Here is a 24,691-nt window from a genome sequence, read left to right as displayed (position 1 = left end):
ATAAGTGGCGTTCCTTTGCGTTCGGTCGCGGTCAGTCCTCGACCAGCCGGACGGTGAAGAGGTCGGACATGTCGGGGAGGAGATGCGGCTTCTCCGGATCGAGGGTGAAGTCATGGTCGCCACAGTGCAGCGTGGCTGTGGGAGCCGGCTCGTCGGGGAGCGGTGTGGCACCACCCGGGGGTGCGTCGTCGTCGGGCGGTGAAGCCGTCGGCGAGGGCTCGCTCTCCGGGGGTTCGAACGTGCAGGGAAAGTCCACGACGGCCGTCGCTGTGGCGCGGGCCCGGTCGTTCTCGGTGCCCGGAAGGATCGTGTCCCCGACAGGCTCGGACTGAACGGTGACGGTGAATCCCCACCGCCCGTCGAGCCAGGTACAACCGCCGTCAGGTGACAGCGTGGCTCCGTTCGCTTGAGCAAACCGCGCCGCTGCTGCACAGCCATCACCTGCTACGCCCATCGGGTCACCGCCGAAGAGATCCTCGAGGAAGTCGAAGTCGAGGAGGCTCCCCTCCAGTCCGTCCCAGAAGTCGTCGCGGGACTCCATGGCCGCGGCCAGAGCTGCCGCGTCCGCTCCGGACTGCGCGCCGTTGCGCGTGGCACCGGCCTGCCCGACCGCGAAGAACGCGAGCGCGAGAAAGAGCAGGCCCGCCACCATCGCTATGTAGATGGGTGCGGCCTGCCCTGCGTCGCGCGCGCTACCGGCGCCGGGCGAAGCTACTCGCCGCCGCCACCGCCGCCCAGGATCTCCGTGACCTTCGTCTTCAGACCGGTGGCGATATCGGTCGCCACCCCCGACCCCACCAAAGCCGCGATGATCAGCGCCACCAGCACGATCACGCCCACGTACTCGACCGCGCCCTGGCCCTCGTCGCGGCGTTCCTTCATCGCCAGTGCCGTCGCGGCCACCCAGGCGGCCACGTACACACGGGTGTTCACGATCGCCTTCAGCGTCACGTTCGACATCGACTTCCTCCAGGCCGGTCCGGCTGACAGCGCGTGCACCGTACGCCCGGGGCGGGACGGCGGACATGGGTCTGTGGGCCCAAGGGTGGGCCCAATCGGGGCAGCGGGGTGTGCGTAACGCCCTCACACCGACCCCCCTCGTGCGAGGCTGCGCCAGACGGCGATGGCCTCGCCCCGGCTGCCCGCGTTCAACTTGGCGAAGATGCGGTTGATGTGGTTCTTCACCGTCTTCTGGCTGATGAAGCAGGAGGCGGCGATCTGCTGATTGGTCATGCCCGACGCGATCAGGTCCATCACCTCCACCTCCCGCTGACTCAACTCGGTGATCACTCCCCGCAGTTCACCGGCTACATCGGGGTCCGAAGACGAATGTGCCACATTCGCTTGCGTAAGCGAAGACGGTTGAGCAAATTGCCGACCCCTCCGCACCCCTGCGAGCAGCGCCCCGGAGGCGGAATGGGTGAAGGTCGCACGGCCCGCCTTGATGTCCCGTACGGCCGCGACCAGTTGGTCCGCCGTGAACTCGCCGTGGACCAGATAGCCTCCGGCGCCCAACCGAAGCGCCTCGTGCACGATCTCGCTCTCCCGGCTGTAGGTCATCATCAGCACCGGCGCGAGGCGGACCAGATGCGGCAGCGCGGCGAGGCCGTCGACCCCCGGCATCCGGACGTCCAGCAGGATCACGTCGGGCCGGTGCCGGACCGCGGCCTCGCAGGCCTCGCGGCCGTCCGCCGCCTCGGCCACGACGTCGAGGTCGTCCCGCCCCTGAAGCAGGACCGTCAGCCCGGCTCGTACGACGGGGTTGTCGTCGGCCACGACCACCCGCAGGGGTGAGATGGCCGCCGGCAGCTGCTCGGGCAGCGCGGGAAGTTCGTCGGAGGTGTGCGAGGACGTGTGCTGCGAGGCATGCGACTGATGGCTCCAGTGCTGTCCCGAGGTGCGGGAGTGTTCGTCCGGCATGGCTGCAGCCTCCTCTCGAAAGGCGGGGACAGGGGGTGGCGTTGTCAGGTGACCGTTCGTGTGCGCTGTGCCTCGGGGGTGTACGGCGTCCGGCTGCGGGACGGTCCGGCCGGCTGCCGGGGTATGCCCCCGACCATCCCCAGCGCGACCACCGGAAGTTCCAGGCGTACCTCCGTGCCCTTCGCCGCCCGCCCCCGGCCGATCCGGATCCTCGCGCCGATGGACGCCGCCCTCTCCACCATGCCCACCAGACCGAAGTGGCCTGCCTGGCGCAGCCCTTCGAGGGAGGTGCCGGGCGGCAGGCCCCGGCCGTCGTCGTACACGCTGATCCGCAGCACGTCGCCGGTGACCCCGGCCGATACGGCGAGATAGCTCGGCCGGCCGTGGCGGTGGGCGTTGTCCATGGCCTCGGCGGCGATGGTCAGGGCCTGACGGGCGACGGCGGGCGGCACGTTCGGCGGTGGTCCGTCGCCGAGCGGGCTGAAGGTGGCGCGTACGCCGTTGCGGCGGGCGAAGTCGTCGGTACGCGCCGCCAGTTCGGCCAGCAGGTCGACGCCGCCGTCGAGGCCGGACTCCCGGCGCAGGTCCGACAGGAGCTCCCGGGACTCGGCCGCGGCCCGACGGGCCGAGCGGGCCACCAGGTCCGCCTGGTGCTTGACGGTGAGCGGGTCCATCCGGTCGGCGGAGCTCGCGAGGCCGTCGGCGGCGAGCGCCAGGCCGTGCAGGGTCTTGGCCACGGAGTCGTGCATCTCGCGGGCGAGCCGGGCCCGTTCCTGTTCGACCGCGCCGCTGACCGCGAGCCGGGCGCGCGCCTCGGTCAGCGCCTGGCTGGCCGCTCCGAAGCCGAGCATCAGATTGCGCAGGGTGCTGCCGATGGCTCCGGCCAGGACGCACAGGCCGGGCAGCAGCAGGGCGGTGAAGCGGGCCTCGGCCTCGACATTGACCGCGTACGCGCCCGCGATGATGAGCGACTGGAGGATCGCGAACACCGCGGCTCCGCGCCATCCGGAGATCAGCCCGGCCAGCAGCGGGGTGCACATGGTGACGTAGGCGAGGGTGGAGTCGGGCGACGCGGTGATCAGCAGCAGCGCGCCGAACGTCATGTCGGCGCCGAGGAGCCACGGGTGGCGCAGCAGGACGGGCCCGAAGCGTTCCCAGTCCCGCAGGAGGACGTAGGAGGTCATGAAGGTGACCAGCACCGCCGCTCCCACCAGCCAGGTCGCCGGGCCGGGGCGGGTGCCGTCGAGGGCGAACGGCGCGGCCAGGGCGATCATCGCCAGCCGGAATCCGAAGACCTGACGGCACAGCGCCTGGAGGGCGTTGACCTGGATGGGCAGCGACGGCAGGCGTGCGGGGCCCGTGGAGACCACGTCGGCCGGTGTCTCGCCCGCGTTTCCGCCGCTGAGTACGGCTTTGCCCGGTGCCATGGTGTCCACCTCCCCTTCGGTCGTTCGTCTGTGTGCGCCGTGTGTGCGGCCTGTCCGGTGGTCAGCCGCCCAGGACGTCTCCGAGGTCGACCCCGGAGCCGTAGTAGAAACTCATGACGATGAGGATCATGGTGGCCGGGAGCATGACCAGCGTGACCACCAGCGTCGACTTGGGTACGGCCTTCGCGGCGTTCCGCCGGGCGTTCTGGGCGTCCGTGCGGCGCATGTCGGTGGCGATCTGGATCAGGGTGTCGACGATCGGCGCACCGAGCTCCTCGCCCTGCTGGAGAGCGGTGACGAACATCGACACCTGCTCGGAGTCGTTGCGCCGGCGGAGCTGGTCGAAGGCATCGCGCCGGCTGACGCCCATGTCCATCTGCCGCAGTGTGATGCGCAGTTCGTCGGACCAGGGGCCCTGGTACTTCTCCGCGACGCGTTCCAGCGCCTGGCGGAAGCCGAGCCCGGCGGAGACGACCACGGCGAGGACGTCGAGGAAGTCGGGCAGCGTGCGTTCGATGTCCTCGCGGCGTTTGCGGATCGCCGCGCGGATGATGACGTCGGTCCAGAAGAGCCCGAACAGCAGGGCGAGGACGGCGATGACGAACTGGCCCCGCAGCAGCATGGAGAAGGCCGCCAGCACGCCCAGGAATCCGTAGACCGCGCGGCGGGCGGCGTAGCGGTCGACGGTCATCCCGGAGGGGTTGCCCGCCATGTCGAGCCGTCTGCGGACGGCGTCGACCCGCTTGGGGCCCATGGCGCGCAGCACGGCGGGGGCGTACCGCATGCCGAGGCGGTCGATGCCCGAGCCGACGGCGGTGGTCCGGGTGGAGCCCACCTCCAGCGCGAGCGCGAGGTCGCCGGGGAGCCGGGCGTCGGCGCGGTACATCCGGATGCCGTGGAAGATCCCGTACACGGAGGCCGCGAGGAGCGCGGCGAGCAGAAGTCCCATGGTGTCGTCGCCCTCTCTCAGACCTGGATCCTGGACATACGGCGGATGAGGAAGGCGCCCAGGGCGTACAGGCCGAAGGCGATGAGCGTGGCGGACTGGCCGACCACCGAACCCGTCATCTTGTCGAGGGCGCCGGGGGTCATCGCGTTGATCATCAGGAGGAAGCCGAGCCCGAGGAGGGGCACGGCCAGGGCGGTGACCTTGATCTGGGAGAGCATCGTGGTGACCTCCCGGCGGGTCTCCTTCCGTTCCTCCAGCGTCTCGGTCAGGTTCCGCAGCGAGGTGACGACCTGGCCGCCGGCGCGGTTGGCGAGGATGAGGGTGGTGACCAGGACGATGAGCTCGCGGGAGGGCAGCCGTTCGGCGAGTTCACCGAGCGCGTCGTCCAGCGACTGGCCGAGCGCCAACTGGTCGGCGACCATGCCCAGTTCGTGGCCCGCCGGGTCGTCGAGCTCCTCGGCGGCCATCGCGAGCGCGGTGCGCAGCGCCAGCCCGGCCTGGGTGGCGTTGGCGAGGACGCGGGTGAACTCGGGGAGCTGGGCGATGAACGCCTCGGTGCGCTTGACGCGCTGCCAGTTGAGGAAGGCGTTGGCGCCCCACAGGCTCGCCACGGCGGCCAGCACACCGAAGAAGGGGGCGAAGATCGCGCCGACGACGAGGTACACGGCGAGCAGGGCCGCGACCACGTAGACGACGTACTCGCCGGGCGTCAGGTCGAGGCCCGTAACCGCGATCTTCCGCTCGATGCGGTTGCCGAGCCGTGTCCCGCGCAGCCGTCGGTCGACACCGCCGAACCGCCGTCGCCTGCCGGAGGGAAGGGCGAGCGGGCTCGTCTGCGACATGCGCTCGACGAGTGCCTGGCGCTGGGCCCTGCCGGAGGAGTACGCGTGCACGCCGACGACGCAGAGCACACAGGCGAGCAGTGTGACTCCGATCGTCAGGAGCGGGAGGTTGTCCATGGCGGCGGGACCTTCTCGGGGTGCGGTCGGGGGCGTGGGCGTGGGCGTGTCATCGGAGTCGTCGGCGGCCTCAGGGTGGTCGGCGGGGCAGGGGCGGCCGCCCGGGTCGTGGCCGTGTCACAGGAGGGACCTGCGGACGGCGAGCTGGGCCTCGGAGGCGGCGATGCCGAAGGCGGGTGGCAGCGGTTCGTTCTTCATGTAGAGGCGTTCCGCGACCCGCCGCGGCACCGGGTAGTACTCGAACCGCCCGTGGATCCGCCCGTCGGCGGACATCGGCTGGGCGTTGAAGCGGCAGACGGAGACGATGCGGTACTCCTCACGGCCGTAGGAGTCGACGACGGCGATCTCGGTGACCCGGCGGGAGCCGTCGGCGTGGCGGGTGAGCTGGACGATCACATCGACGGCGCTGTTGATCTGGTCCTTGATCGCCACGAACGGGATCTCGACCTCGGACATGGACGCCAGTGTCTGGAGGCGCATCAGCGCGTCCTCGGCGCTGTTGGCGTGGACGGTGGCGAGCGATCCGTCGTGACCGGTCGACATCGCCTGGAGCATGTCGAGCGTCTCGCCGCCGCGGACCTCACCGACGATGATGCGGTCGGGGCGCATACGCAGGGAGTTGCGGACGAGGTCGCGGATGGTGACGCGGCCCTTGCCCTCGACGTTGGGCGGCCGGCTCTCCAGGGTGATCACATGGGCCTGCTGGAGCTGGAGCTCGGCGGAGTCCTCGATGGTGACGATGCGTTCGCCCTCGGGGATCAGGGCGGACAGGGAGTTGAGGAGCGTCGTCTTCCCGGTGCCGGTCGCCCCGGAGACGATGACGTTGAACTTGGCCCGGACCAGTCCCGCCAGCAGCAGCGTCATCTGCTCGTCGAGCGAGCCGATCGCGATCATCTCCGCGAGCGTGAAGGCCCGGGGGAAGCGCCGGATGGTGAGGATGGGGCCGGTCAGGGACAGCGGGGGGATGATGACGTTGACACGTTCCCCGGAGGGCAGTCGCGCGTCGACCATCGGATTGGCCTCGTCCACACGGCGGTTGACGGTGGAGACGATGCGCTCGATCGTCTGCATCAGCTGCTCGTTGGACGAGAAACGCAGCGGGAGCATCTCCAGCCGGCCGCCGCGCTCGACGAAGACCTGCTCATGGCCGTTGACCATGATCTCGCTGATGGACGCGTCCTCGAGCAGCGGTTCCAGGATGCCGAGGCCGAGCGCCTCGTCGACGACGCGGCGGATGAGCTGCGAGCGCTCGACGGTGGACAGCACCGGGCCCTCGCGGCTGATGATGTGGCCGAGTACGCGCTCCAGCCGGGCCCGCCGTTCGGCGGCGGCGAGCGAGGACATCTCCGCGAGGTCGATCTCCTCCAGGAGCTTGGCGCGGTAGACCCCGACGAGGCGGTTCTCCTCGCTGTGACCGTTGACCGGCTCCGGACTGCTGATGCGTGACCGCAGGCTCATGACGTCATCTCCTCTCGCCGTCCGCGGCGGTGTGGCGGGGTCATTCGTCGACCGGCATGGTGACGGACCGTCGGGCGGAGCCGAAGTCGAAGACCGGCAGCAGGGCGGGGACCTGGATCGTGACGGTCGCCGTGACCTCGCCGCCCTCGGTGGGGGCGCTCACCTGGGCCCCGTCCGCGAGCCAGTCGCTCATGGCCGAGTAACCGGCTGCCTCGCCGCCGCCCTCGCCGTGCGAGGCGACGCGGGCGGCCGCGCGGGCCGCGGTGCCGGCCTGCTGGGCGGTGTAGGCGACGATGCCGAGCTGGATCGCGGCCAGGGCGACGAAGAGCAGCAGGGTGATGACGCCCGCGTATTCGAGGGCGGCCTGGCCGCGGTCGTCCCGGCGGCGCCTCATGGCCTGTCCTCTCGGGCCGCGGAGGCATCGGCATCGAAGCGGAAGGGGAAGTTCACGCTGCCGGGGAAGAGGACGGGCACGTCGAGGCTGACCGTGGCCGTGACCAGGTCACCGGCGTCACCGCAGCTCACGCTCGCACCGCCCTGCCAGGCACCCGGCAGGTCCTCCGTACCGGCGGCCGAGCAGTCGCCGTCCACCGCCCCCGCCCGGGCCGCCGCGTCCGCGGCGTTCCCGGCGAGCGAGAACGTGTAGCCGAGCAGCGCGGCCTGCCACAGCAGGACCAGCGTGGCGAGGATGACCGGGACCGTGCCGGTGAACTCGATCGCGGCCTGGCCCCGGTCGCCACGCATCCGCGCCGCCACCGATGCCCGACCCCGGTCAACTCGGGACCGCGCCGCCGCGGGCGCCTCGCCCCGGTCGCCACGCATCCGCGCCACCACCGCGCATATCGCTGTCGCTGGAGATCTCATCGCTCGACGTGCCCCCTCACCGCAGTCACCTCGACCGTGCCCGCCGGACACCGATCGATCCCCTGTCGCCGCGTAACCTGCCCTGTTTCTGGTCACCGGACGGAGCGCGTACGAGGCCGAGTTCGCCCGCCAGCCCCCACACGGCCTGCTTCACGGTCGACCGGGACTCCAGGTCCTGCATCCGACCCGCGTCGACGACGGGCTGAAGCTCCTTGAAGTTCGCGGGGACGGCGATCCGCGAGACCCGGGTTCCGGTGATCTTCTCGATCAGCGGGGGCTGGATCTCGGTGCCGCGGGTGTGCCTGTTCACCACGGCGACCGTCTCCTCCGCCTTGCGGATCTGGAGCCGGTCCCACATCCGCACCATGCGTTTGGCCGCGCGGACGGCGACCACGTCCGGGGTGGTCACCAGCAGCGTGATGTCGGCCATCTCGATGGCGGCCGCGTTGGCGCTGTTCATCTGGGTGCCGCAGTCGATGATCACGACCTCGTGGCGGTTGCGCAGCGCGCTGACGATCTGGCGCACGGCCCGGTCGTTGACCTCCTCGCCGCGTTCGCCCTCGGCGGGGGCGAGCAGCAGCCCCATCCCCGTCTGGTGGGCGAACAGCGCGTCCTGGAGGACGCGCGGCGATATGTCCTGGATCCCGGCGAGGTCGACGATCGAGCGGCGGAACTGGACATCGAGGTACGAGGCGATGTCCCCGGCCTGGAGGTCGAGGTCGGCGAGGGCCACCGGACGGCCCGACGCCTGTGCAGCGAGCGCGAGTTGGACCGCGATGACGGTGGCGCCCACACCGCCCTTGGCGCCGCTGACGGTGACCACCGTGCCGCCGGGCCCGCTGAACACGTCGCCGCCGTGGCCGAGGTGGCGCCGCACGCCGACGGACCAGCCGGCGGCGGCCTGGACCCGCTGGGCCAGTTCCTCGTACGACAGCGGCAGTCCGACCAGTCCGCGGGCGCCGGAGTCCATGGCGGCCGAGTAGAGGACGGGGCTCGCGTCGCCCGACACCAGGACCACGCCGACCGCGGGGAAGCGCAGGGCCACTTCCCGGATCAGTTCGAGTGCGGGGACCGGGCCGATGCGTTCGTGGACCAGCACGACCTCGGGCAGTTCGTCGAGCGACTCGGACGCCAGCCGGGCCAGCATGTCGAGCAGCGAGGTCGAGTCGGCGACCGGCGCGGCCGGCTCCGCGTCCGGGAGCTGGCTCAGCAGGGTGGTGATGGACCGGGCCGCATCGGGTTCGCCGACGGCCGGGAGGATGCGTGTGGTCATACAGCCCTCACCTGTTCTTGTCTTCGTCGAGGGTGTAGGTGCTGTCACCGGGGCGCAATGTGGCCGGGCTGCCCTTGGCGAGAAGCGCGAGGCGCACATGCTCGGCGAAGGACTCGGCGTACGCGACGCGCTGGGCGTCGGTGGTGTTGAGCGCGAAGGTGATCGGCACGGCCTCGCGCGGGCCGCTGGAGCGCTTGTCGTCCTTGGGTTCGAGCGGCGTGAGCCGGCCGACGTCGATCACCTTGGCGTTGGGGACGATGATCCGGGACTGGTCCGGGTCGCCTTCGTCCTTACCGGCGAAGGTCGCGAAGATGTTGACCAGATCCCCCGGGGTGATCTTTCCGGCCACTCCGGTGGCGGCATCGATCATGATGGCGATCTCCTGCTCACCGGAGGCGAGCACCGGCCGCTTGACGATCATGTCGTCCTGGAGCAGCGACCCTTTGCGCAGCTGCGTCACGGCGATTTTTCCGTTCACCACGGACAGGTCGGTCACCGCGCTGTCGGAGAGCCAGCGCCGGGGCATCGAGACCTTCTCGAACTGGTCCCGCCGCAAAGGCGTATAGGGAGAGACATCGGCCTTGAGCCGATAGGCGGAAACCTCGGGACCGACCTTCGAATTCACGTCGCTGATCACGGAAATCACGCCGGCGAACGCCGCGAGGGCGCACAGCACCGAGAGGAGCAGAAGTATGATGCCGCGGCGTTGGCGTGAATTCATGGGCTGGACAACCTCGTTCGCAGACGTGGACTGGCGGAGCGGACAGAGCGAGAAGTGCGGTGGGGGACGCGCTTTCGGCAGGCCGTTCGACACGGGCGGCCCGGCCGGCGGTTCACGGTCCGTGGTACGAGGACGTTCCCCGGCTCAGCGCACGGGGCTCATGAGTGCGGTTCTCGGCCGCCGCGAGAGGTGCGGAGCAGAAGCCGCAGCGGTCACCGATGAGTTCGATTCCGCACCAGGTGCACACCTCTCGCCGTACGGATGAAACCAGCTGGTAGAGAACCGAGATGTCGGGCAGGAAGGCCGCGAATTCGATCAGCCGGCCGGTGCCCCACCAGACCGGCGAGTCGGCGGGCAGCCGTGCCTCCTCCAGGCTCTGCGTCTGCCATGCCGGGGCCAGGGTCGCGGTCACCCAGTCGGACTGGAGCTGCCCCTTGGCCACCGCGAGCCGGGTGACGAACTCGGGGCCGGTGAGCAGGCCGGTGCCGATCCTGATCAGCTCGGGGTCGGGATTGGCGAGGACGCCGAACTGCGAACCCGGAACCCACGATTTCGCATGGGATTTGAGGCTCACCGGTACCCGGTCGAGCCGGGTGACGGAATTGAGCAGCGCTCCGGCGTAGATGTAGTGGGAGAGCAGCCGGGCCGCGGACGCGACGATTCCGGCGCTGAAGTCGCAGATCGACAACTGCCGCAGCTGGCGCACCAGGACGGCCGTCGCCAGGGGTGGAAGATCCACCTTCAGGAGGGCGATGCGGCTGCTCTCCAGTACGGATCGGACCGTGTGCAGCCTGCGTTCGTGGGCGAGCGGAATCGAGGCCGGATAGAGGGCGATCACATAGCCGTGCTGTTCCAGCAGAACCGTCATGTCCGAGAGAGCGGCATCCAGCGGCTGAACGTCCGGCGCCTGCAGCAGAGCCGCCGTGGGCGTGTGGTGGTCCATCGGCGGTAGCACCAGATCTGCGCTGGTGACAGCTATTGCGGTCGGCACGCTGGTTCCCCGTTCAGCTCCGGCCGCCGGGGGACCCGTGACCGCAGTTACCTACTGCTCATCGCTCCTGCCTCAGCACTTTATCCACGAGTTCGGAGGCAGAGAACACCTTTCAGAACCGAGAGCCTCAACACGCGCACTCTCCGCACAGGCCAAACCGGACTTAGGGGTCAGGAGTTGACTCCCGTAACGCGTGAGTGAATGCGGAATGCCGAACGCCCGGTCGAATCGGCCGTCGCCGGGCAACTGGGCCCGGGTGGCGGGAAAACGGGACCCGCACCCTCCACCTTTGGCCGAAAACCGACGAAGAGCGTCCGTATACGAATCGGTGTCAGAGGTCTTGACAACCTTATTGGTCTGGACCAGTTTGTACGCCCAGCGGTGGCCACCGTTCCGAGACCCCCTCCACACCCCCAACTCCCCCACCGGAGGCTGCAAAGTGGACCGCACCACACGCTCGCGGAGATGGCTCGGCGGAGCCCTGGCGCTCGCCGTCGGAGCCGGTATCTCCATCGTGGGCAGCACAGGCACCGCTCAGGCGGCCGACATCAACGTCGCCAAGAACGCCGGCTTCGAGTCCGGACTCTCCAACTGGACCTGTTCCGGCGGCAGTGGCGCGAACACCTCCTCCCCCGTCCGCACCGGCTCCTCCGCGCTGAAGGCGACACCGGCCGGCCAGGACAACGCCAGGTGCACCCAGACCGTCTCCGTGAAGCCCAACTCGACCTACACCCTGGCCGCCTGGGTGCAGGGCGGGTACGCCTACCTCGGCGCGACCGGCACCGGCACCACCGACGTCTCCACCTGGACGCCCGGCAGCAGCAGCTGGACCCAGCTGTCGACCAGCTTCCGCACCGGCGCGAGCACCACGTCGGTGACCGTCTACACGCACGGGTGGTACGGCCAGGCCGCGTACATCGCGGACGACGTCACTGTCTTCGGTCCCGACGGAGGCGGCGGCACGGACCCCGAGCCCGGCATCCCCTCCGCACCGGCCGGGGTGTCGGTCGGCTCGGTGACCTCCTCCTCCGTCTCCCTGAACTGGGGCGCGGTGTCGGGCGCGGCCGGCTACAACGTCTACCGCGACGGGACCAGGGTCCAGTCGGCGAGCGGCACCTCGGCGACGGTCTCCGGGCTCGCGGCGAACACCTCGTACCAGTTCCAGGTGACGGCGACGAACTCCGCGGGCGAGTCCCCGAAGTCTGCCGCGGTCACCGGCAGGACGAGCCAGGGCACCGGGAACCCGGGCAACCCGGCCGTGCCGAAGCACGCCCTGACCGGCTACTGGCAGAACTTCAACAACGGCGCGACCGTGCAGAAGCTCCGCGATGTGCAGTCCCAGTACGACATCATCGCCGTCTCCTTCGCGGACTCCACCGCCACACCGGGCCAGATCGTCTTCAACCTCGACCCGGCGGTCGGCTACGCCTCGGTCGCCGACTTCAAGGCCGACGTCGCGGCGAAGAAGGCCGCGGGCAAGTCGGTGATCATCTCGGTCGGCGGTGAGAAGGGCAACGTCACCGTCAACAGTGATGCCTCCGCCACGGCCTTCGCCAACAGCGCCTACGCGCTGATGCAGGAGTACGGCTTCAGCGGCGTCGACATCGACCTGGAGCACGGCATCAACTCCACCTATCTGACGAAGGCGCTGCGCCAGCTGTCGCAGAAGGCGGGTACCTCGCTGGTGCTGACGATGGCGCCGCAGACCATCGACATGCAGAACACCGGCTCGGAGTACTTCAAGACCGCGCTGGCCGTGAAGGACATCCTCACGGTCGTCAACATGCAGTACTACAACAGCGGTTCGATGCTCGGCTGCGACGGCAAGGTCTACTCGCAGGGCTCCGTGGACTTCCTCACGGCACTCGCCTGCATCCAGCTGGAGAACGGTCTCGACCCCTCCCAGGTGGGACTGGGTGTGCCGGCCTCCACGCGGGGCGCGGGCAGCGGCTATGTCGACCCGTCGATCGTGAAGAACGCGCTGGACTGCCTCGCCCGGGGCACGAACTGCGGTTCCTTCAAGCCCTCGAAGACCTACCCGGGTCTGCGGGGCGCGATGACCTGGTCCACGAACTGGGACGCGACGGCCGGCAACGCCTGGTCGAACGCGGTGGGCCCGCACGTGCACGGCCTGCCGTAACCCCCGGCCGATGACAGGGCCCGTCCCCGCCGCTCCCCCGGCGGGGACGGGCCCTGTCCGTGTCCGGCCTCTCCGGAAGCGACGGGAGGGGTCAGAAGAAGTCCGCCCACGGCTGGTCGACGATCTGCTTGGTCGCCAGCACCAGGAACAGCAGTCCGGAGACCACCAGCATCGAGTTGCTGAGCTTGCCGTTGCGCCATTCCCGCGGAGTACGGGCGGAGTTGAGCAGCCACACCAGGGTCAGGGCCAGGAACGGCATGAAGGCCGCGCCGAGGACGCCGTAGATGATCACCAGGCGGAACGGCTGGCCCTGGAAGAGCAGCACCATCGGCGGGAAGGTCAGCCACAGCAGATAGAGCCGGAACGGCAGCGACCGCTCGCGCGCCCCGGAGGCCACTTCCTCGCCCGTGACCCCGCCGGCGTCGGCGCGGTCCTTGCGGTAGCGCGCGACGAAGTCGGCGAACATCAGGCTCACGCCGTGCCAGACACCGATGAGCGAGGTGAACGACGTGGCGAAGAAGCCGATGAGGAAGAACGTGGCGGTGGCCTGGCCGTACTCCTTCTCCAGGATGTCGCCGAGCTGGATCAGCCCCTTGTCACCGCTCGCGATGGCCACGTTGGCCGAGTGCAGCAGCTCGGCGCCGACGAAGAGCATCGCGACCACGAAGATGCCGGTGGTGATGTACGCGACGCGGTTGTCGAGCCGCATCACCTTCATCCAGCCGGTGTTGGTCCAGCCCTTGGCGTTGACCCAGTAGCCGTACGCGGCGATCGTGATCGTGCCGCCGACGCCGCCGATGAGGCCCAGGGTGTTGAGGATCGAGTCCTTCTCGTCCGGCAGGACGGGCAGCAGACCGGCGAAGGCGTCGCCGAGGTTCGGGGTGACACGGATCGCCAGATAGACGGTGACCACGAACATCACGCCCACGAGAACGGTCATGACCTTCTCGAAGACGCTGTACTTGTTGAACCAGACGAAGACCAGACCGACGACGCCCGTGAGAATGGACCACCATTCGAGGTCCATCACGCCCGGGAACAGCGCCTGGAGGGGAAGGCCGCTGGAGGACATGGCGGCCGCGCCGTAGACGAAGCCCCAGATCACCACGTAGACGACGAAGAACCAGGTGGTCCAGCGGCCGAGGTCGGCCCAGCCGTCGAAGAGCGTGCGCCCGGTGGACAGATGCCAGCGGCCGGCCGCCTCCGCGAGCGAGATCTTGACCACGCAGCCGAGAACGGCGGCCCACAGAAGGGTGTAGCCGAAGTTGCTGCCGGCGATGAGCGTGGCGACGAGGTCGCCGGCGCCGACACCGGTCGCCGCCACGACGATGCCGGGGCCGATGTACTTCCAACTGGACTTGCGGGGTCGGGACACGGACTCGTCGGTGCTGCTCTCGGTGGTGCCTGACATGTGCGGGCCGCCTTCTCACTCGTACCGGCGTGTGGCTCAGGTCACGTAAGCGGTGGAGGAGTGATCGCGCAAGGGGTCCGTACGAATCGGGGACGGGATGGCCGAAGGTTCCCTCTTGACCGGGTCATGCCAGAGTCGCACCATGTGCGCACACACCCGCACGACGTGTCGCACCTGCGCAACCCCCCACCTCCACACCCAGGAGAACAGCATGCGACTTCGCATACGCGGCAGCGGCCGGAGGACGGTCACGTTCGCCGCCCTGCTGGCGCTCGCGGTGGCAGCACCGCTCACCGCCAACGCCGCACCCCCGGACGATTCCCGGGCCCCCGCCACCACCCCCGCGGCCGCCGCGGAGGAACGGACCCTTCAGTACGAGATCAAGGGCGCGGCCGGAGTCGCGGCCCGTACCGCGATCGCCGCCACCGGCGTCTCGATCGACGAGGCCGACGCCCGCTCGGCCGTGGTCAGCGCGAACGACGCCCAGGCGAAACGGCTTCGCGCACTCGGCTACGAACTGACGGCGCTGCCCGGCCCGCCGGCCCGTACCGGTGGCGCGGCCGTGGAGCCGTTCGACTTCCCGTCGGCCGACTCGCGCTATCACAACTACGCCGAGATGACCGCGGAGATCGACCAGCGCATCGCCGCCCACCCGGCCATCATGAGCAAGCGGGTCATCGGCAAGAGCTATCAGGGCCGGGACATCGTCGCCGTCAAGATCAGCGACAACGTCGCGACCGACGAGGCCGAGCCCGAGGTGCTCTTCACCCACCACCAGCACGCGCGCGAGCATCTGACGGTGGAGATGGCGCTGTATCTGCTGCGCGAGCTCGGTGACGACTACGGCACCGACTCGCGGGTCACCAACGCCGTCAACGGCCGGGAGATCTGGATCATCCCGGACGTCAATCCGGACGGCGGCGAGTACGACATCGCCTCCGGCTCGTACCGCAGCTGGCGCAAGAACCGGCAGCCCAACACCGGTTCGTCGGCCGTCGGCACCGACCTCAACCGCAACTGGAACTTCAAGTGGGGCTGCTGCAACGGCTCGTCGGGCTCCCCGAGCTCCGAGACCTACCGCGGCCGTGCCGCCGAGTCCGGGCCCGAGGTCAAGGTCGTCGCCGACTTCGCCCGCAGCCGCGTGGTCGGCGGCAAGCAGCAGATCAGGACCGGCATCGACTTCCACACCTACAGCGAACTGGTGCTGTGGCCGTACGGGTACACCACCGCGGACACCGCGCCGGGGCTGACGAAGGACGACCGTGACGCGTTCGCCGCGGTCGGCAGGAAGATGGCGGCCAGCAACGGCTACACACCCGAGCAGTCGAGCGACCTCTACATCACGGACGGCTCGATCGACGACTGGCTGTGGGGCAATCAGAAGATCTTCGCGTACACCTTCGAGATGTACCCGACGGGCTTCGGCGGCGGCGGCTTCTACCCGCCCGACGAGGTGATCGAGCGCGAGACCAGCCGCAACCGGGACGCCGTGCTGCAACTGCTGGAGAACTCGGACTGCATGTACCGCTCGATCGGCAAGGAACAGCAGTACTGCGCGAGCTGACCTGCGCGAGCTGACACGCGCGGGCAGACCGAGGCGCCCGGGACGGATACCGTTCCGGGCGCCTTCGTCCGTAGGGAGCACCCCCGTACGGACGCCTCTAGACGACGAGACTGAGCGCCGCCGCGACCGCGAAGCCGGCGACCGACAGCACCGACTCCAGCACCGTCCACGACTTCAGGGTGTCGCGCTCGGATATGCCGAAGTACTTGGAGACGATCCAGAAGCCGCCGTCGTTGACGTGCGAGGCGAAGATCGAACCGGCCGAGATGGCCATGATGACCAGGGCCAGGAAGGCCTGCGAGTGACCGCCGTTCTCCACCAGCGGCAGCACGATGCCTGCCGTGGTGACGATCGCGACGGTCGCCGAACCCTGCGCCACCCGCAGCACCAGCGAGATCAGATAGGCGAGGACGATGACCGGCAGGCCGACGTCGTTGAAGGTGTCGGAGAGCGCCTGGGCCACGCCGCTGGCCTTGAGGACGGCGCCGAACACCCCGCCGGCGCCGACGACCAGCAGGATGTTGCCGACCGGCTTGAGCGAGGAGGTCGACACCTGCTCCAGGGACTTGCGGGACCAGCCGCGCCGGATGCCGAGCAGGTAGTAGGCGAGGAAGAGCGCGATCGTCAGCGCCACGAACGGGTTGCCGAAGAACTCGACGACCGACCGGAGCGTGGACTCGTCCAGCGCGATGGAGGAGAACGTCGCCGCCAGGATCAGCACCAGCGGCGTACCGATGATGAGCAGCACGGTGGCGAGCGACACGGGCGCCTCGGTGGCGCCGTCGCCCAGCCGGTCCTTGCGCTCGGCGGCTATCGCGGCCTTGGCGTCCTCGGCGGCCTCCAGCATGTCCTGCGGCACCTCGACGAACAGCCGCTTGCCGATCCACGCCGCGTACGCCCAGGCGGCGAGGACCGCGGGTATGCCGACCACCAAGCCCATCAGGATGACCCAGCCCAGCGAGACCTTGAACAGACCGGCGGCGGCGACCGGGCCGGGGTGCGGCGGGAGGAAGGCGTGGGTCATCGACAGGCCGGCCAGCAGCGGCATCGCGTAGAGGAGGATCGACTTGCCGGAGCGCTTGGCCGCCGCGTAGACGATCGGCGCGAGGACGAAGATGCCGACGTCGAAGAAGACCGGGATACCGAAGATCAGACCGGTCAGTCCCATGGCCAGCGGGGCGCGCTTCTCACCGAACAGGCCCAGCAGACGCGAGCTCAGCACCTCGGCGCCGCCGGACACTTCGAGTATCGCGCCCAGCATGGTGCCGAGTCCGATGATGATCGCGACATGGCCGAGGATGCCGCCCATACCGGTCTCGATGACGGAGACGGCCGCGGACTTCTGCACGGTGCCGAAGAGTTCGGTGACGGAGAGGCCGGCGGCGAGACCCACCGCGATGGAGACGGCGAGCAGCGCGACGAACGGCTGGAGCCTCAGCTTGATGATCAGCACGAGAAGCAGGGCGATACCGAGGGCGGCGACGGTCAGCAGACCGGCGGTGCCGTCGATGAGGAGGAGCAGTCCACCGGTGTGCGGCGGGGCCGGTGGCGGCGCGTCAGCGGCGAGGAGCATGGCGGAACCTGTCGTTCGAGGTGTTTTCGGGTAGGGGGGACCGCGGCACGGCGCCCCGGGGACGGGCGCCGGGCCGTGGGGTGTGTGCTGGGGGGTGTGGTCGGGCAAGGTCAGCGGACGATCAGCCGAGAACCGCCAGCGCGTCGATCTCGACGAGGAGCCCGGCGGGCAGTCCGACGTAGACCGTGGTGCGCGCGGAGGCGGGGGCCTTCAGGTTCTGCTCCGCGAAGTACGCGTTGTAGATCTCGTTCATCTCGGCGAAGTGGCCGACGTCGGTGAGGTAGACGCGCATCATCATCACGTCGTCCCAGCTCGCACCGCCCTCCTCGAGGACCGCCTTGACGTTGGCGAGCGTCTGGAGGGTCTGCTCGCGCAGTGTGGGGCCCGCGGGGGTGGGGGCCTGGCCCTCGACGGCCGGAAGGAATCCGACCTGCCCGGCGACCTGAAGGATGTTGCCCTTCTTGACGCCGTGGGAGAACTTGGCGGGCGGCTCGGTGTGGGTGGCGGGGGTGATCGCGGTCTTCTCGGTCATGGAGCTTCCTTCGGGCGGTGTCGTGCTGGGGTGTGTCGTACCGGCGGTGTGCTCGGTCGTACTCGATGTATCGGTCGTACGCGGTCGGGCTCGAGCTCGATGGTCGGCCGTCATCAGTGCGGAGTCACGGAACCGGAGTACTCCCGGCTGATGGCGTCGGCGGTGCGGCGCACCAGCGGGAGCAGGGTGAGGAGTTCCTCGCCGGTGACGACGACGTTCGGCGCGGACACCGACATCGCGGCGACGACCCGGCCGTCGGCGCCCCGGATGGGTGCGCCGATGCAGTTGATGGACTCCTCGTGGCCGCCGAGGTCGGTGGCCCATCCCTGTTCGCGTACGACGGTGAGTTCTCTGAGGAACGCACCGGCGTTCGGCGTCGAACGGGATGTGTACATGGGGTAGTCGAGCTTCTCGGCGACCGCGCGCCGCTCGGGCTCGGGCAGATCGGCGAGCAGCAGCTTCGCCACGGCAGCGACGGTGATCGCGACGGGCTTGCCGATCCGCGAGTACATCCGTACCGGGTAGCGGCTCTCGACCTTGTCGATGTAGAGGACTTCGCTCTCCTCGTACACGGCGAGATGGATGGTGTGCCCGATCTGCTCGTTGAGGGTGACGAGATGGGGGTGGGCGATCTCGCGTACGTCGAGGTTCTCGACGGCCTCCTGTGCGAGGGCGAACAGCCGGGCCCCGAGCCGGTAGCGCTGGTCCTGCTGGCGGTAGACGAGTCCGTGCTCGTGGAGCGTACGCAGCAGCCGCAGCGCGGTGGACTTGTGAACGCCGAGGCGTTCGGCGACCTGTCCGAGGTCGGCGGGTCCCTGGGCGAGCAACGGAAGGATGCTCAGCGCGCGGTCGACGGTCTGGCTCATGACGTACGTACCTCCTCATCCACGGCTGAGGTCCAGCCGGGGCCGAGTCGAAGTCTCCCCCAGGCCGCGTCGTCCAGTTCCGCGAGGCGGTCGGCGTGTGCGGTGGAGGGCGGGGTGCCGAGGTCGCCGGGGACGGTCAGGGCGGCGGCGGCCATGAGGTGTCCGTGCCGCAGCCGGTCCCGCAGCGGGAGTTCGCGCAGCGTCCCGGAGAGGAAACCGGCCGCGAAGGCGTCGCCGGCCCCGACCGGGGCGACGACATCGACATGGGGAGCGGGGGCGAAGACCGCGCCCGGCGCGACGTCCTCGGGCCCCGCGGCCGTATCGGGCACGGGCCCGGTGTAGGCGGTGGCACCCCGGGCGCCGTGCTTCACGACGACGACACCGGGCTCCGGGAGCGCCGCGCGGATCGCCGCCCCGCCGTGCAGTCCCCACGCGTCCGCCGCCTCGTCCTCGCCGACGAAGACGAGGTCGGCTCCACGGGCCAGCTCCAGCAGCACCTCCGGTCCCGAGGCGTCGCGCCACAGCCCCGGCCGGTGGTTGACGTCGAAGGAGACCAGCGGCCGCCCCTCGCGCCGTTCGGTGAGTTCGAGCAACAGCGCCAGGCAGTCCGCGGAGAGCGCGGCGGTGATGCCGGACAGGTGCAGGACCCGCGCGCCGGTGAGTTCGGCGTACGGCAGGGTCATCGGGGACATCGCCGACGCCGCCGAACCGGCGCGGTAGTACGCGACTTCGTGCGCGTCGGTGGACCGGTCGGTCGCGGTGCGGAAGTAGATGCCGGTGGGCCGGTCCGGATCACGGCCGACGGCCGAGGTGTCGACCCCGTACGCGCCGATCGCCTCGACGAGGTGGTCGCCGAACCCGTCGGCACCGACGCGGCTGACCCATTTCACCCGGTGCCCCGCCGCGGCGAGCGCACAGGCGACATTGGACTCGGCACCGCCGATGGTGCGGGCGAAGGAGGGGACGTCGGCGAGGCGCCCGGGCCGTGAGGGCATGAACGTGACCATGGACTCGCCGAGGCAGATCACCTCGGTCGGGTCCGCGGCTGCGGTGCCGGTCACGCTGCTCACCCTGGGGCCTCCTCGCGGGTTTCTGGGGCAGCCGGATCCATTGACCCGGCGTTGCGCCGGATGTTAGACACCATTAAGCGTTATACGCAATGACTGTTGCAGATGTTGCAATGAGACTTTTCGAGGAGGCTCCCATGGCCGCCGACCGGCCCACCGACGAGTTCGGGAACGAGCGCGTGGACCAGCTCGGTGACGAGCGTGTCGACCACCGCTTCAAGGCGCTCCCGCCGGACGCCGAGGGCCTCACGGTCGCCCAACTGGCCGCCGAGCGGCGCAATCTCTTCGACGGCGGCTTCACCACGCCCGTCCTCGCACTGTCCGCCGAGTCGGTCGAGCACAACCTCGCGCTCCTCGAGACGTACGCCGAGCGCCACGGTCTGGCCTTCGCCCCGCACGGCAAGACCTCCATGGCGCCGCAGCTCTTCGTGCGACAGCTGGAGCGCGGCGCGTGGGGCATCACCGCCGCCGTGCCCCACCAGGTCCGCGTCTACCGTGCGCACGGCATCCGGCACATCTTCCTCGCCAATGAGGTCGTCGACGCCGTCGCCCTGCGCTGGCTGGCCGGCGAGCTGGACGCCGATCCGGACTTCCGCTTTGTCTGTTATGTCGACTCGGTGCGCGGCGCCGAGCTGATGAACGAGGCCCTGCGGGAGGCCGGGGCCTCCCGCCCGCTCGATGTCGTCGTCGAACTCGGCGCCGGCGACGGCGCCCGCACCGGCGCCCGCACCGAGGCCGAGTGCGCGGCGATCGCCGACGCCGTCGCCGACGCCCCCACGCTGCGCCTCGTCGGTGTCGCGGGGTACGAGGGTGAGGTTCCGCAGGCGGACGGCGACCGGGTCCGCGCGTGGCTCCGCCGGCTGACCGCGCTCGCCGCGGACTTCGACAAGGCGGGGCGCTTCGCGGCCACGGACGAGATCATCATCAGCGCGGGCGGCAGCGCGTGGTTCGACGCGGTGGCCGACGTGTTCGCCGACATCCCCGAACTCTCGCTGCCGGTCTGCAAGTTGCTGCGGTCCGGCGCATACGTCTCGCACGACGACGGCCACTACCGCCACCTCACCCCGTTCAACCGCGTCCCCGACGAGGGCACCCTCCAGCCCGCGTTCCGCCTCTGGGCCCAGGTCATCTCCCGCCCGAACGGCGAGCAGGCCTTCGTCAACGCGGGCAAGCGCGACGCCGCCTACGACCTCGACCTCCCCGAGGCGCAGGTCGTCCGGGACGGCCGCACCGGCGAGATCCGCCCGGCCACCGGCATCACCGTCAGCGGTCTGTCCGACCAGCACGGCTGGGTGCGCACCGGGCCGGAGGCCGAGCTGGAGGTCGGCGACTGGGTCGGCCTGGGCCTGTCCCACCCGTGCACCTCCTTCGACAAGTGGCAGCTGATCCCGCTGGTCGAGGCCGACGGCACGGTCACCGACTACATCCGCACCTTCTTCTGAGAGGCGGTCGTCCCATGGACCTCGTCATCCGCGACGCCCGCGTCATCGACGGCTCCGGCGCCCCCTCCTACCGTGCGGACGTCACCGTCGACGGCGGCCGCATCGCCGCGATCCACCGTGAGGGCGACGGCCCCCGCCCGGCCGCGGCGCGCACCCTGGACGCGGCCGGGCTCGCCCTGTCCCCCGGCTTCATCGACATGCACGCCCACAGCGACCTCGCCCTGCTGCGCGACCCCGCACACGAGGCGAAGGCCGCACAGGGCGTGACGCTCGAAGTGCTCGGCCAGGACGGTCTGTCGTACGCCCCGGTCGACGACCGCACCCTCGACGCGGTCCGCCAGGCGATCACCGGCTGGAACGGCGGCGGCCCCTCGGACTCCTCCGTCGACTTCGACTGGCGCACGGTCGGCGAGTACCTGGACCGCCTCGACCGGGGTGTCGCGGTCAACGCCGCGTATCTGATCCCGCAGGGCACCGTGCGGATGTACGCGGTGGGCTGGGACGACCGCCCCGCGACCGGGGCCGAGCTGGACCATATGAAGCGCCTGGTGGCCGAGGGCCTGGAACAGGGCGCGGTGGGCATGTCCTCCGGTCTGACCTACACGCCGGGGATGTACGCGAAGGACGCCGAACTGACCGAGCTGTGCCGGGTGGTGGCCCGCTACGACGGCTACTACTGCCCCCACCACCGCTCCTACGGCGCCGGCGCCCTCCGGGCCTACGAGGAGATGGTCGAGGTCTCCCGGGACGCCGGCTGCGCGCTCCATCTCGCCCACGCCACCATGAACTTCGGGGTGAACAAGGGCAAGGCACCCGATCTCCTCGCCCTGCTCGACAAGGCGCTCGACGAGGGGGCGGACATCTCCCTCGACACCTACCCCTACACCCCCGGCTGCACCACGCTCGTCGCCGTGCTGCCCAGCTGGGCGAGCGAGGGCGGTCCGGACGCGGTGCTCGCCCGCCTCCGGGACGAGGCCGCTGCCGAGAGGATCCGCCACCATCTGGAGGAGATCGGTTCGGACGGCTGCCACGGCGTGCCCATCGAGTGGGACACCATCGAGATCTCGGGCGTCACCGACCCGGCGCTCGCCTCCCATGTCGGCCGGACCATCGAACAGACCGCGCGGGCGAGGGGCGAGGCCCCCTGGGCCACCGCCCGCCGGCTGCTGATCGAGGACGGTCTCGGCTCGACGATCCTCCAGCACGTGGGACACGAGGAGAACGTCCGCGCGATCATGCGCCACCGGGTCCACACGGGCGGCAGCGACGGCATCCTCCAGGGCGCCAAGCCGCACCCGCGCGCGTACGGCACCTTCCCGCACTATCTCGGCCGCTACGCCCGGGAGCTCGGCATCCTCTCCCTGGAGGAGACCGTCGCCCACCTCACCTCACGCCCGGCGGCCCGGCTGCGGTTGCCGGACCGAGGCCTGATCCGCGAGGGCTACCGCGCCGATCTGGTGCTGTTCGACCCGGAGACGGTCGCCGCGGGCTCCACCTTCGAGGAGCCGCGCACCCTGCCGACCGGTATCCCGCACGTCCTGATCGACGGCCGGTTCGTCATCGAGGACGGCGTACGGACGGATGTACTGGCGGGCCGTTCGGTGCGCAGGACACCGCGCGCCTGACCGCCCCGGCGTGGGGGCGCACGGCCGTCCGGCGTCCCGCCGTCCCCGTCGGGCGGCTCAGTGCACGCCCTGCGGCCGGAACTGGATGCTGATGCGCGGCCCCGTGGCGCGGGTCGTCTTCGGCACGGCGTGCTCCCAGGTCCGCTGGCAGGACCCGCCCATCACGATGAGGTCGCCGTGCCCGAGCGCCCGGCGCACGGACGGGCCGCCGCCCCGGCGGGGGCGCAGCAGCAGATCGCGGGGCGCGCCGACCGAGAGGATGGCGACCATGGTGTCCTGCCGGGACGCCCGCCCTCCGGTGTCGCCGTGCCACGCGACGCTGTCCCGGCCGTCGCGGTAGTAGCACAGCCCCGCCGTGGTGAAGGGCTCACCGAGTTCCTCGGCGTAGTGCGCGTCGAGCGCGTCGCGGGCCTCGTCCAGCACGGAGTGCGGCAGCGGGTCGCTCTCCCGGTAGTGGGCCAGCAGCCGGGGCACGGCCACCTCGCGCTCGTACATCTGCCGTCGTTCGGCGCGCCAGGGAACACCGGAGCGGAGCTCCTCGAAGAGGGCGTCCGCCCCGTGGAGCCAGCCGGGCAGGACGTCGATCCAGGCGCCGTCGCCGAGCACGGTCCGCCGGACGCCGTCCAGCGGACCGAGTCGGATCTCGTCGGTCTGGTCGAAGAGCGAGCCCTGGAGATGTGCGGCCATGGTTCCAGGGTAACCATAAAACCGAACAAGCGATCGAACAGGCAGCGTCAGCGAGGGAGGATCTTGCCGGCGGCGTCGGTGACGGGCGCGAGGACACCGCCCGGCGGGGGCTTGATGAGGTTCCGGTCGATCTCGTTCGAGGCACCGGCCCTGCCGCCCGGGTCCGGAGCGGCGGCATGGGCGGTCCCGAAGGACGTGACGGCGAGGGCGCATGCGGCGGCCGCGGCAGCGGCGGCGTACTTGTGGCTGATCACGCCCGGTGCAACGGCCGGACCGCGCGACGGGTCACGGGTCCGGCCGTCGTGCACCCCTACGACCGGGGCAGCGTGCGCCCCTGGGCCAGGACTACGGCTTGGGCAGCGTGCAGCCCGGCCGGCCGAGGTCGATCTTGTTGTCCAGGCCGACGCACGGGACTATCTGGTACGTCTGCTGGCCGTAGTTGATGCCCCGGCGCACGGTGACGTTGCCGCTCTCGTCCACCTCGCAGGGGTTGTTGTCCGTGCACCGTCCGCCGGACTCGTTACCGGTGTTGTTGACGGCGACGACCTTGCCGGTGGCGTTGTCGACGACCGGTGAGCCCGAGGTGCCACCGATGGTGTTGCAGCTGGAGGTGTAGCGGACCGAGTCCTTCCAGGTCCACTCCCCCTCCTTCAGCCGGTAGGCGAAGCCGTCGATCGAGCAGCTGTAGATGCGCTTCCAGTACCCGGAGACGACCTTGATGGCCGTGCCCTTGACCGGGTGGGCCGCGTTCACCTCCAGCGCCTTGATTCCGTAGCTGCTCTCGATCTGCGCGTAGGTGCGGGTGAGCTGGTAGAGCGAGACGTCGGTGTCCGTCATCGTCGCGTACGCGATCTTGCTCGCGCGGAGCGTCGCGACTCTGCTGCCCGCCGAGTTGAGCAGGCTGAAACTACGGCTGGACGGCTGGTCGACGATGACCTCGCCCGCGGCCGGGAAGCCGCTCTCGATGCAGTGTCCGTTGGAGAGCACGAGGGCGGGGTCGTCGGGCTCGGAGGCCGGCATGCGCACCACCGATCCCGAGCAGTTGCTGAGCGCCACGGTCCCGGCGAAATCGACGGCTTTGACGTCGACCGGGGCCTTGGCGCGGGGTTCGGCGCTCGTGGCGGCGGGCGCCGCGTCCGGTGCGGCGACCGCGACGGCGGGTGCCGCGCCCGCCCCGAGGAGTGTCAGAGCGAGAAAAGCGCCGACGAGAGGCTTCTTCATG

General features: G+C 70.2%; 23 protein-coding genes and 1 pseudogene. 4 read left to right on the top strand and 20 right to left on the bottom strand.

The window, feature by feature from the left end; all coding sequences use genetic code 11:
* Positions 1–31 precede the first annotated feature (31 nt).
* The 12 genes and pseudogenes from OHA05_RS23260 to OHA05_RS23205 all read right to left on the bottom strand — a co-directional run.
* Positions 32–667, bottom strand: a pseudogene (locus tag OHA05_RS23260) (pilus assembly protein TadG-related protein); the annotation flags it as partial.
* A 44-nt stretch (positions 668–711) separates the two neighbouring features.
* Positions 712–960, bottom strand: a complete 249-nt coding sequence (locus tag OHA05_RS23255) for a hypothetical protein (protein ID WP_328861617.1) — start codon at positions 958–960, stop codon at positions 712–714.
* 123 nt (positions 961–1,083) lie between these two features.
* On the bottom strand, positions 1,084–1,920 hold the full coding sequence (locus tag OHA05_RS23250; protein ID WP_313944383.1) for a response regulator transcription factor: 837 nt from the start codon (positions 1,918–1,920) through the stop codon (positions 1,084–1,086).
* Between the two features lie 44 nt (positions 1,921–1,964).
* Positions 1,965–3,347 (bottom strand): sensor histidine kinase, encoded by a 1,383-nt coding sequence (locus OHA05_RS23245; RefSeq protein ID WP_328861616.1) that lies wholly within the window; start codon positions 3,345–3,347, stop codon positions 1,965–1,967.
* A 61-nt stretch (positions 3,348–3,408) separates the two neighbouring features.
* Positions 3,409–4,296: a DUF5936 domain-containing protein gene (locus tag OHA05_RS23240; protein WP_313944385.1), complete on the bottom strand. Its 888-nt coding sequence runs from the start codon at positions 4,294–4,296 to the stop codon at positions 3,409–3,411.
* A 17-nt stretch (positions 4,297–4,313) separates the two neighbouring features.
* On the bottom strand, positions 4,314–5,255 hold the full coding sequence (locus OHA05_RS23235) for a type II secretion system F family protein (protein WP_328861615.1): 942 nt from the start codon (positions 5,253–5,255) through the stop codon (positions 4,314–4,316).
* 117 nt (positions 5,256–5,372) lie between these two features.
* Positions 5,373–6,713: a CpaF family protein gene (locus OHA05_RS23230; RefSeq protein WP_313944387.1), complete on the bottom strand. Its 1,341-nt coding sequence runs from the start codon at positions 6,711–6,713 to the stop codon at positions 5,373–5,375.
* Between the two features lie 40 nt (positions 6,714–6,753).
* The gene (locus OHA05_RS23225) at positions 6,754–7,107 is read right to left on the bottom strand and encodes a TadE/TadG family type IV pilus assembly protein (protein WP_328861614.1); all 354 of its coding nucleotides are present in this window, start codon (positions 7,105–7,107) and stop codon (positions 6,754–6,756) included.
* Positions 7,104–7,457, bottom strand: a complete 354-nt coding sequence (locus tag OHA05_RS23220; protein WP_313944389.1) for a TadE/TadG family type IV pilus assembly protein — start codon at positions 7,455–7,457, stop codon at positions 7,104–7,106. The genes OHA05_RS23225 and OHA05_RS23220 overlap by 4 nt, the downstream gene beginning before the upstream one ends.
* A gap of 145 nt (positions 7,458–7,602) precedes the next feature.
* Entirely contained in the window at positions 7,603–8,850 is a 1,248-nt protein-coding gene (locus tag OHA05_RS23215; RefSeq protein WP_313944390.1) for an AAA family ATPase, read from the bottom strand.
* Between the two features lie 7 nt (positions 8,851–8,857).
* Positions 8,858–9,571, bottom strand: a complete 714-nt coding sequence (cpaB, locus tag OHA05_RS23210) for a Flp pilus assembly protein CpaB (protein WP_328861613.1) — start codon at positions 9,569–9,571, stop codon at positions 8,858–8,860.
* Between the two features lie 112 nt (positions 9,572–9,683).
* The gene (locus tag OHA05_RS23205; protein WP_313948883.1) at positions 9,684–10,514 is read right to left on the bottom strand and encodes a hypothetical protein; all 831 of its coding nucleotides are present in this window, start codon (positions 10,512–10,514) and stop codon (positions 9,684–9,686) included.
* A gap of 487 nt (positions 10,515–11,001) precedes the next feature.
* On the opposite strand from OHA05_RS23205, the gene OHA05_RS23200 reads away from it, so the two are divergent.
* Positions 11,002–12,702 carry a chitinase gene (locus OHA05_RS23200; protein ID WP_328861612.1) on the top strand — a complete coding sequence of 567 codons (1,701 nt, stop codon included), beginning with the start codon at positions 11,002–11,004 and terminating at the stop codon, positions 12,700–12,702.
* Between the two features lie 91 nt (positions 12,703–12,793).
* Here OHA05_RS23200 and OHA05_RS23195 read toward each other — a convergent pair whose 3' ends face one another.
* Complete coding sequence (locus OHA05_RS23195; RefSeq protein WP_313944393.1) at positions 12,794–14,113, bottom strand: Nramp family divalent metal transporter; 1,320 nt, start codon at positions 14,111–14,113, stop codon at positions 12,794–12,796.
* Positions 14,114–14,324: 211 nt separating this feature from the next.
* On the opposite strand from OHA05_RS23195, the gene OHA05_RS23190 reads away from it, so the two are divergent.
* Positions 14,325–15,677, top strand: coding sequence for a M14 family metallopeptidase (locus OHA05_RS23190; protein WP_328861611.1), 1,353 nt, complete (start codon positions 14,325–14,327; stop codon positions 15,675–15,677).
* A 97-nt stretch (positions 15,678–15,774) separates the two neighbouring features.
* On the opposite strand, the gene OHA05_RS23185 is transcribed toward OHA05_RS23190, so the two are convergent.
* From OHA05_RS23185 to OHA05_RS23170, 4 genes are all read right to left on the bottom strand, one after another.
* Positions 15,775–17,250, bottom strand: coding sequence for a GntP family permease (locus OHA05_RS23185; protein WP_328861610.1), 1,476 nt, complete (start codon positions 17,248–17,250; stop codon positions 15,775–15,777).
* A gap of 121 nt (positions 17,251–17,371) precedes the next feature.
* Complete coding sequence (locus OHA05_RS23180; protein WP_313944396.1) at positions 17,372–17,782, bottom strand: RidA family protein; 411 nt, start codon at positions 17,780–17,782, stop codon at positions 17,372–17,374.
* Positions 17,783–17,895: 113 nt separating this feature from the next.
* A complete protein-coding gene (locus OHA05_RS23175; RefSeq protein ID WP_313944397.1) occupies positions 17,896–18,648 on the bottom strand; it encodes an IclR family transcriptional regulator in 753 nt (250 codons plus the stop codon).
* Complete coding sequence (locus OHA05_RS23170) at positions 18,645–19,709, bottom strand: sugar kinase (RefSeq protein WP_328863445.1); 1,065 nt, start codon at positions 19,707–19,709, stop codon at positions 18,645–18,647. Before OHA05_RS23170 ends, OHA05_RS23175 begins: the two co-directional genes overlap by 4 nt.
* Positions 19,710–19,852: 143 nt before the next feature.
* Here OHA05_RS23170 and OHA05_RS23165 point away from each other — a divergent pair, with 143 nt between their 5' ends.
* Both OHA05_RS23165 and OHA05_RS23160 read left to right on the top strand, forming a co-directional pair.
* The gene (locus tag OHA05_RS23165) at positions 19,853–21,157 is read left to right on the top strand and encodes an amino acid deaminase (RefSeq protein ID WP_328861609.1); all 1,305 of its coding nucleotides are present in this window, start codon (positions 19,853–19,855) and stop codon (positions 21,155–21,157) included.
* A gap of 14 nt (positions 21,158–21,171) precedes the next feature.
* Positions 21,172–22,782, top strand: coding sequence for an N-acyl-D-amino-acid deacylase family protein (locus OHA05_RS23160; protein WP_328861608.1), 1,611 nt, complete (start codon positions 21,172–21,174; stop codon positions 22,780–22,782).
* Between the two features lie 57 nt (positions 22,783–22,839).
* On the opposite strand, the gene OHA05_RS23155 is transcribed toward OHA05_RS23160, so the two are convergent.
* From OHA05_RS23155 to OHA05_RS23145, 3 genes are all read right to left on the bottom strand, one after another.
* Entirely contained in the window at positions 22,840–23,469 is a 630-nt protein-coding gene (locus OHA05_RS23155; protein ID WP_313944400.1) for an alpha-ketoglutarate-dependent dioxygenase AlkB, read from the bottom strand.
* A 47-nt stretch (positions 23,470–23,516) separates the two neighbouring features.
* Complete coding sequence (locus OHA05_RS23150) at positions 23,517–23,723, bottom strand: hypothetical protein (RefSeq protein ID WP_328861607.1); 207 nt, start codon at positions 23,721–23,723, stop codon at positions 23,517–23,519.
* A 91-nt stretch (positions 23,724–23,814) separates the two neighbouring features.
* A complete protein-coding gene (locus tag OHA05_RS23145; protein WP_328861606.1) occupies positions 23,815–24,690 on the bottom strand; it encodes a S1 family peptidase in 876 nt (291 codons plus the stop codon).
* Between the last annotated feature and the right edge of the window lies 1 nt (position 24,691).

This window comes from Streptomyces sp. NBC_00306 (assembly GCF_036169555.1).
Taxonomy (GTDB): Bacteria; Actinomycetota; Actinomycetes; order Streptomycetales; family Streptomycetaceae; genus Streptomyces; species Streptomyces achmelvichensis.
This window is presented reverse-complemented; position numbering and strand designations above follow the sequence as displayed.

Coding starts and splice junctions, on each gene's coding strand:
- OHA05_RS23175 (WP_313944397.1), bottom strand. CDS start 18,648: ATGAGCCAGACCGTCGACCGCGCGCTGAGCATCCTTCCGTTGCTCGCC.
- OHA05_RS23240 (WP_313944385.1), bottom strand. CDS start 4,296: ATGGGACTTCTGCTCGCCGCGCTCCTCGCGGCCTCCGTGTACGGGATC.
- OHA05_RS23230 (WP_313944387.1), bottom strand. CDS start 6,713: ATGAGCCTGCGGTCACGCATCAGCAGTCCGGAGCCGGTCAACGGTCAC.
- OHA05_RS23205 (WP_313948883.1), bottom strand. CDS start 10,514: ATGGACCACCACACGCCCACGGCGGCTCTGCTGCAGGCGCCGGACGTT.
- OHA05_RS23155 (WP_313944400.1), bottom strand. CDS start 23,469: ATGGCCGCACATCTCCAGGGCTCGCTCTTCGACCAGACCGACGAGATC.
- OHA05_RS23185 (WP_328861610.1), bottom strand. CDS start 17,250: ATGCTCCTCGCCGCTGACGCGCCGCCACCGGCCCCGCCGCACACCGGT.
- OHA05_RS23220 (WP_313944389.1), bottom strand. CDS start 7,457: ATGCGTGGCGACCGGGGCCAGGCCGCGATCGAGTTCACCGGCACGGTC.
- OHA05_RS23190 (WP_328861611.1), top strand. CDS start 14,325: ATGCGACTTCGCATACGCGGCAGCGGCCGGAGGACGGTCACGTTCGCC.
- OHA05_RS23225 (WP_328861614.1), bottom strand. CDS start 7,107: ATGAGGCGCCGCCGGGACGACCGCGGCCAGGCCGCCCTCGAATACGCG.
- OHA05_RS23245 (WP_328861616.1), bottom strand. CDS start 3,347: ATGGCACCGGGCAAAGCCGTACTCAGCGGCGGAAACGCGGGCGAGACA.
- OHA05_RS23160 (WP_328861608.1), top strand. CDS start 21,172: ATGGACCTCGTCATCCGCGACGCCCGCGTCATCGACGGCTCCGGCGCC.
- OHA05_RS23145 (WP_328861606.1), bottom strand. CDS start 24,690: ATGAAGAAGCCTCTCGTCGGCGCTTTTCTCGCTCTGACACTCCTCGGG.
- OHA05_RS23180 (WP_313944396.1), bottom strand. CDS start 17,782: ATGACCGAGAAGACCGCGATCACCCCCGCCACCCACACCGAGCCGCCC.
- OHA05_RS23165 (WP_328861609.1), top strand. CDS start 19,853: ATGGCCGCCGACCGGCCCACCGACGAGTTCGGGAACGAGCGCGTGGAC.
- OHA05_RS23195 (WP_313944393.1), bottom strand. CDS start 14,113: ATGTCAGGCACCACCGAGAGCAGCACCGACGAGTCCGTGTCCCGACCC.
- OHA05_RS23215 (WP_313944390.1), bottom strand. CDS start 8,850: ATGACCACACGCATCCTCCCGGCCGTCGGCGAACCCGATGCGGCCCGG.
- OHA05_RS23250 (WP_313944383.1), bottom strand. CDS start 1,920: ATGCCGGACGAACACTCCCGCACCTCGGGACAGCACTGGAGCCATCAG.
- cpaB (WP_328861613.1), bottom strand. CDS start 9,571: ATGAATTCACGCCAACGCCGCGGCATCATACTTCTGCTCCTCTCGGTG.
- OHA05_RS23235 (WP_328861615.1), bottom strand. CDS start 5,255: ATGGACAACCTCCCGCTCCTGACGATCGGAGTCACACTGCTCGCCTGT.
- OHA05_RS23255 (WP_328861617.1), bottom strand. CDS start 960: ATGTCGAACGTGACGCTGAAGGCGATCGTGAACACCCGTGTGTACGTG.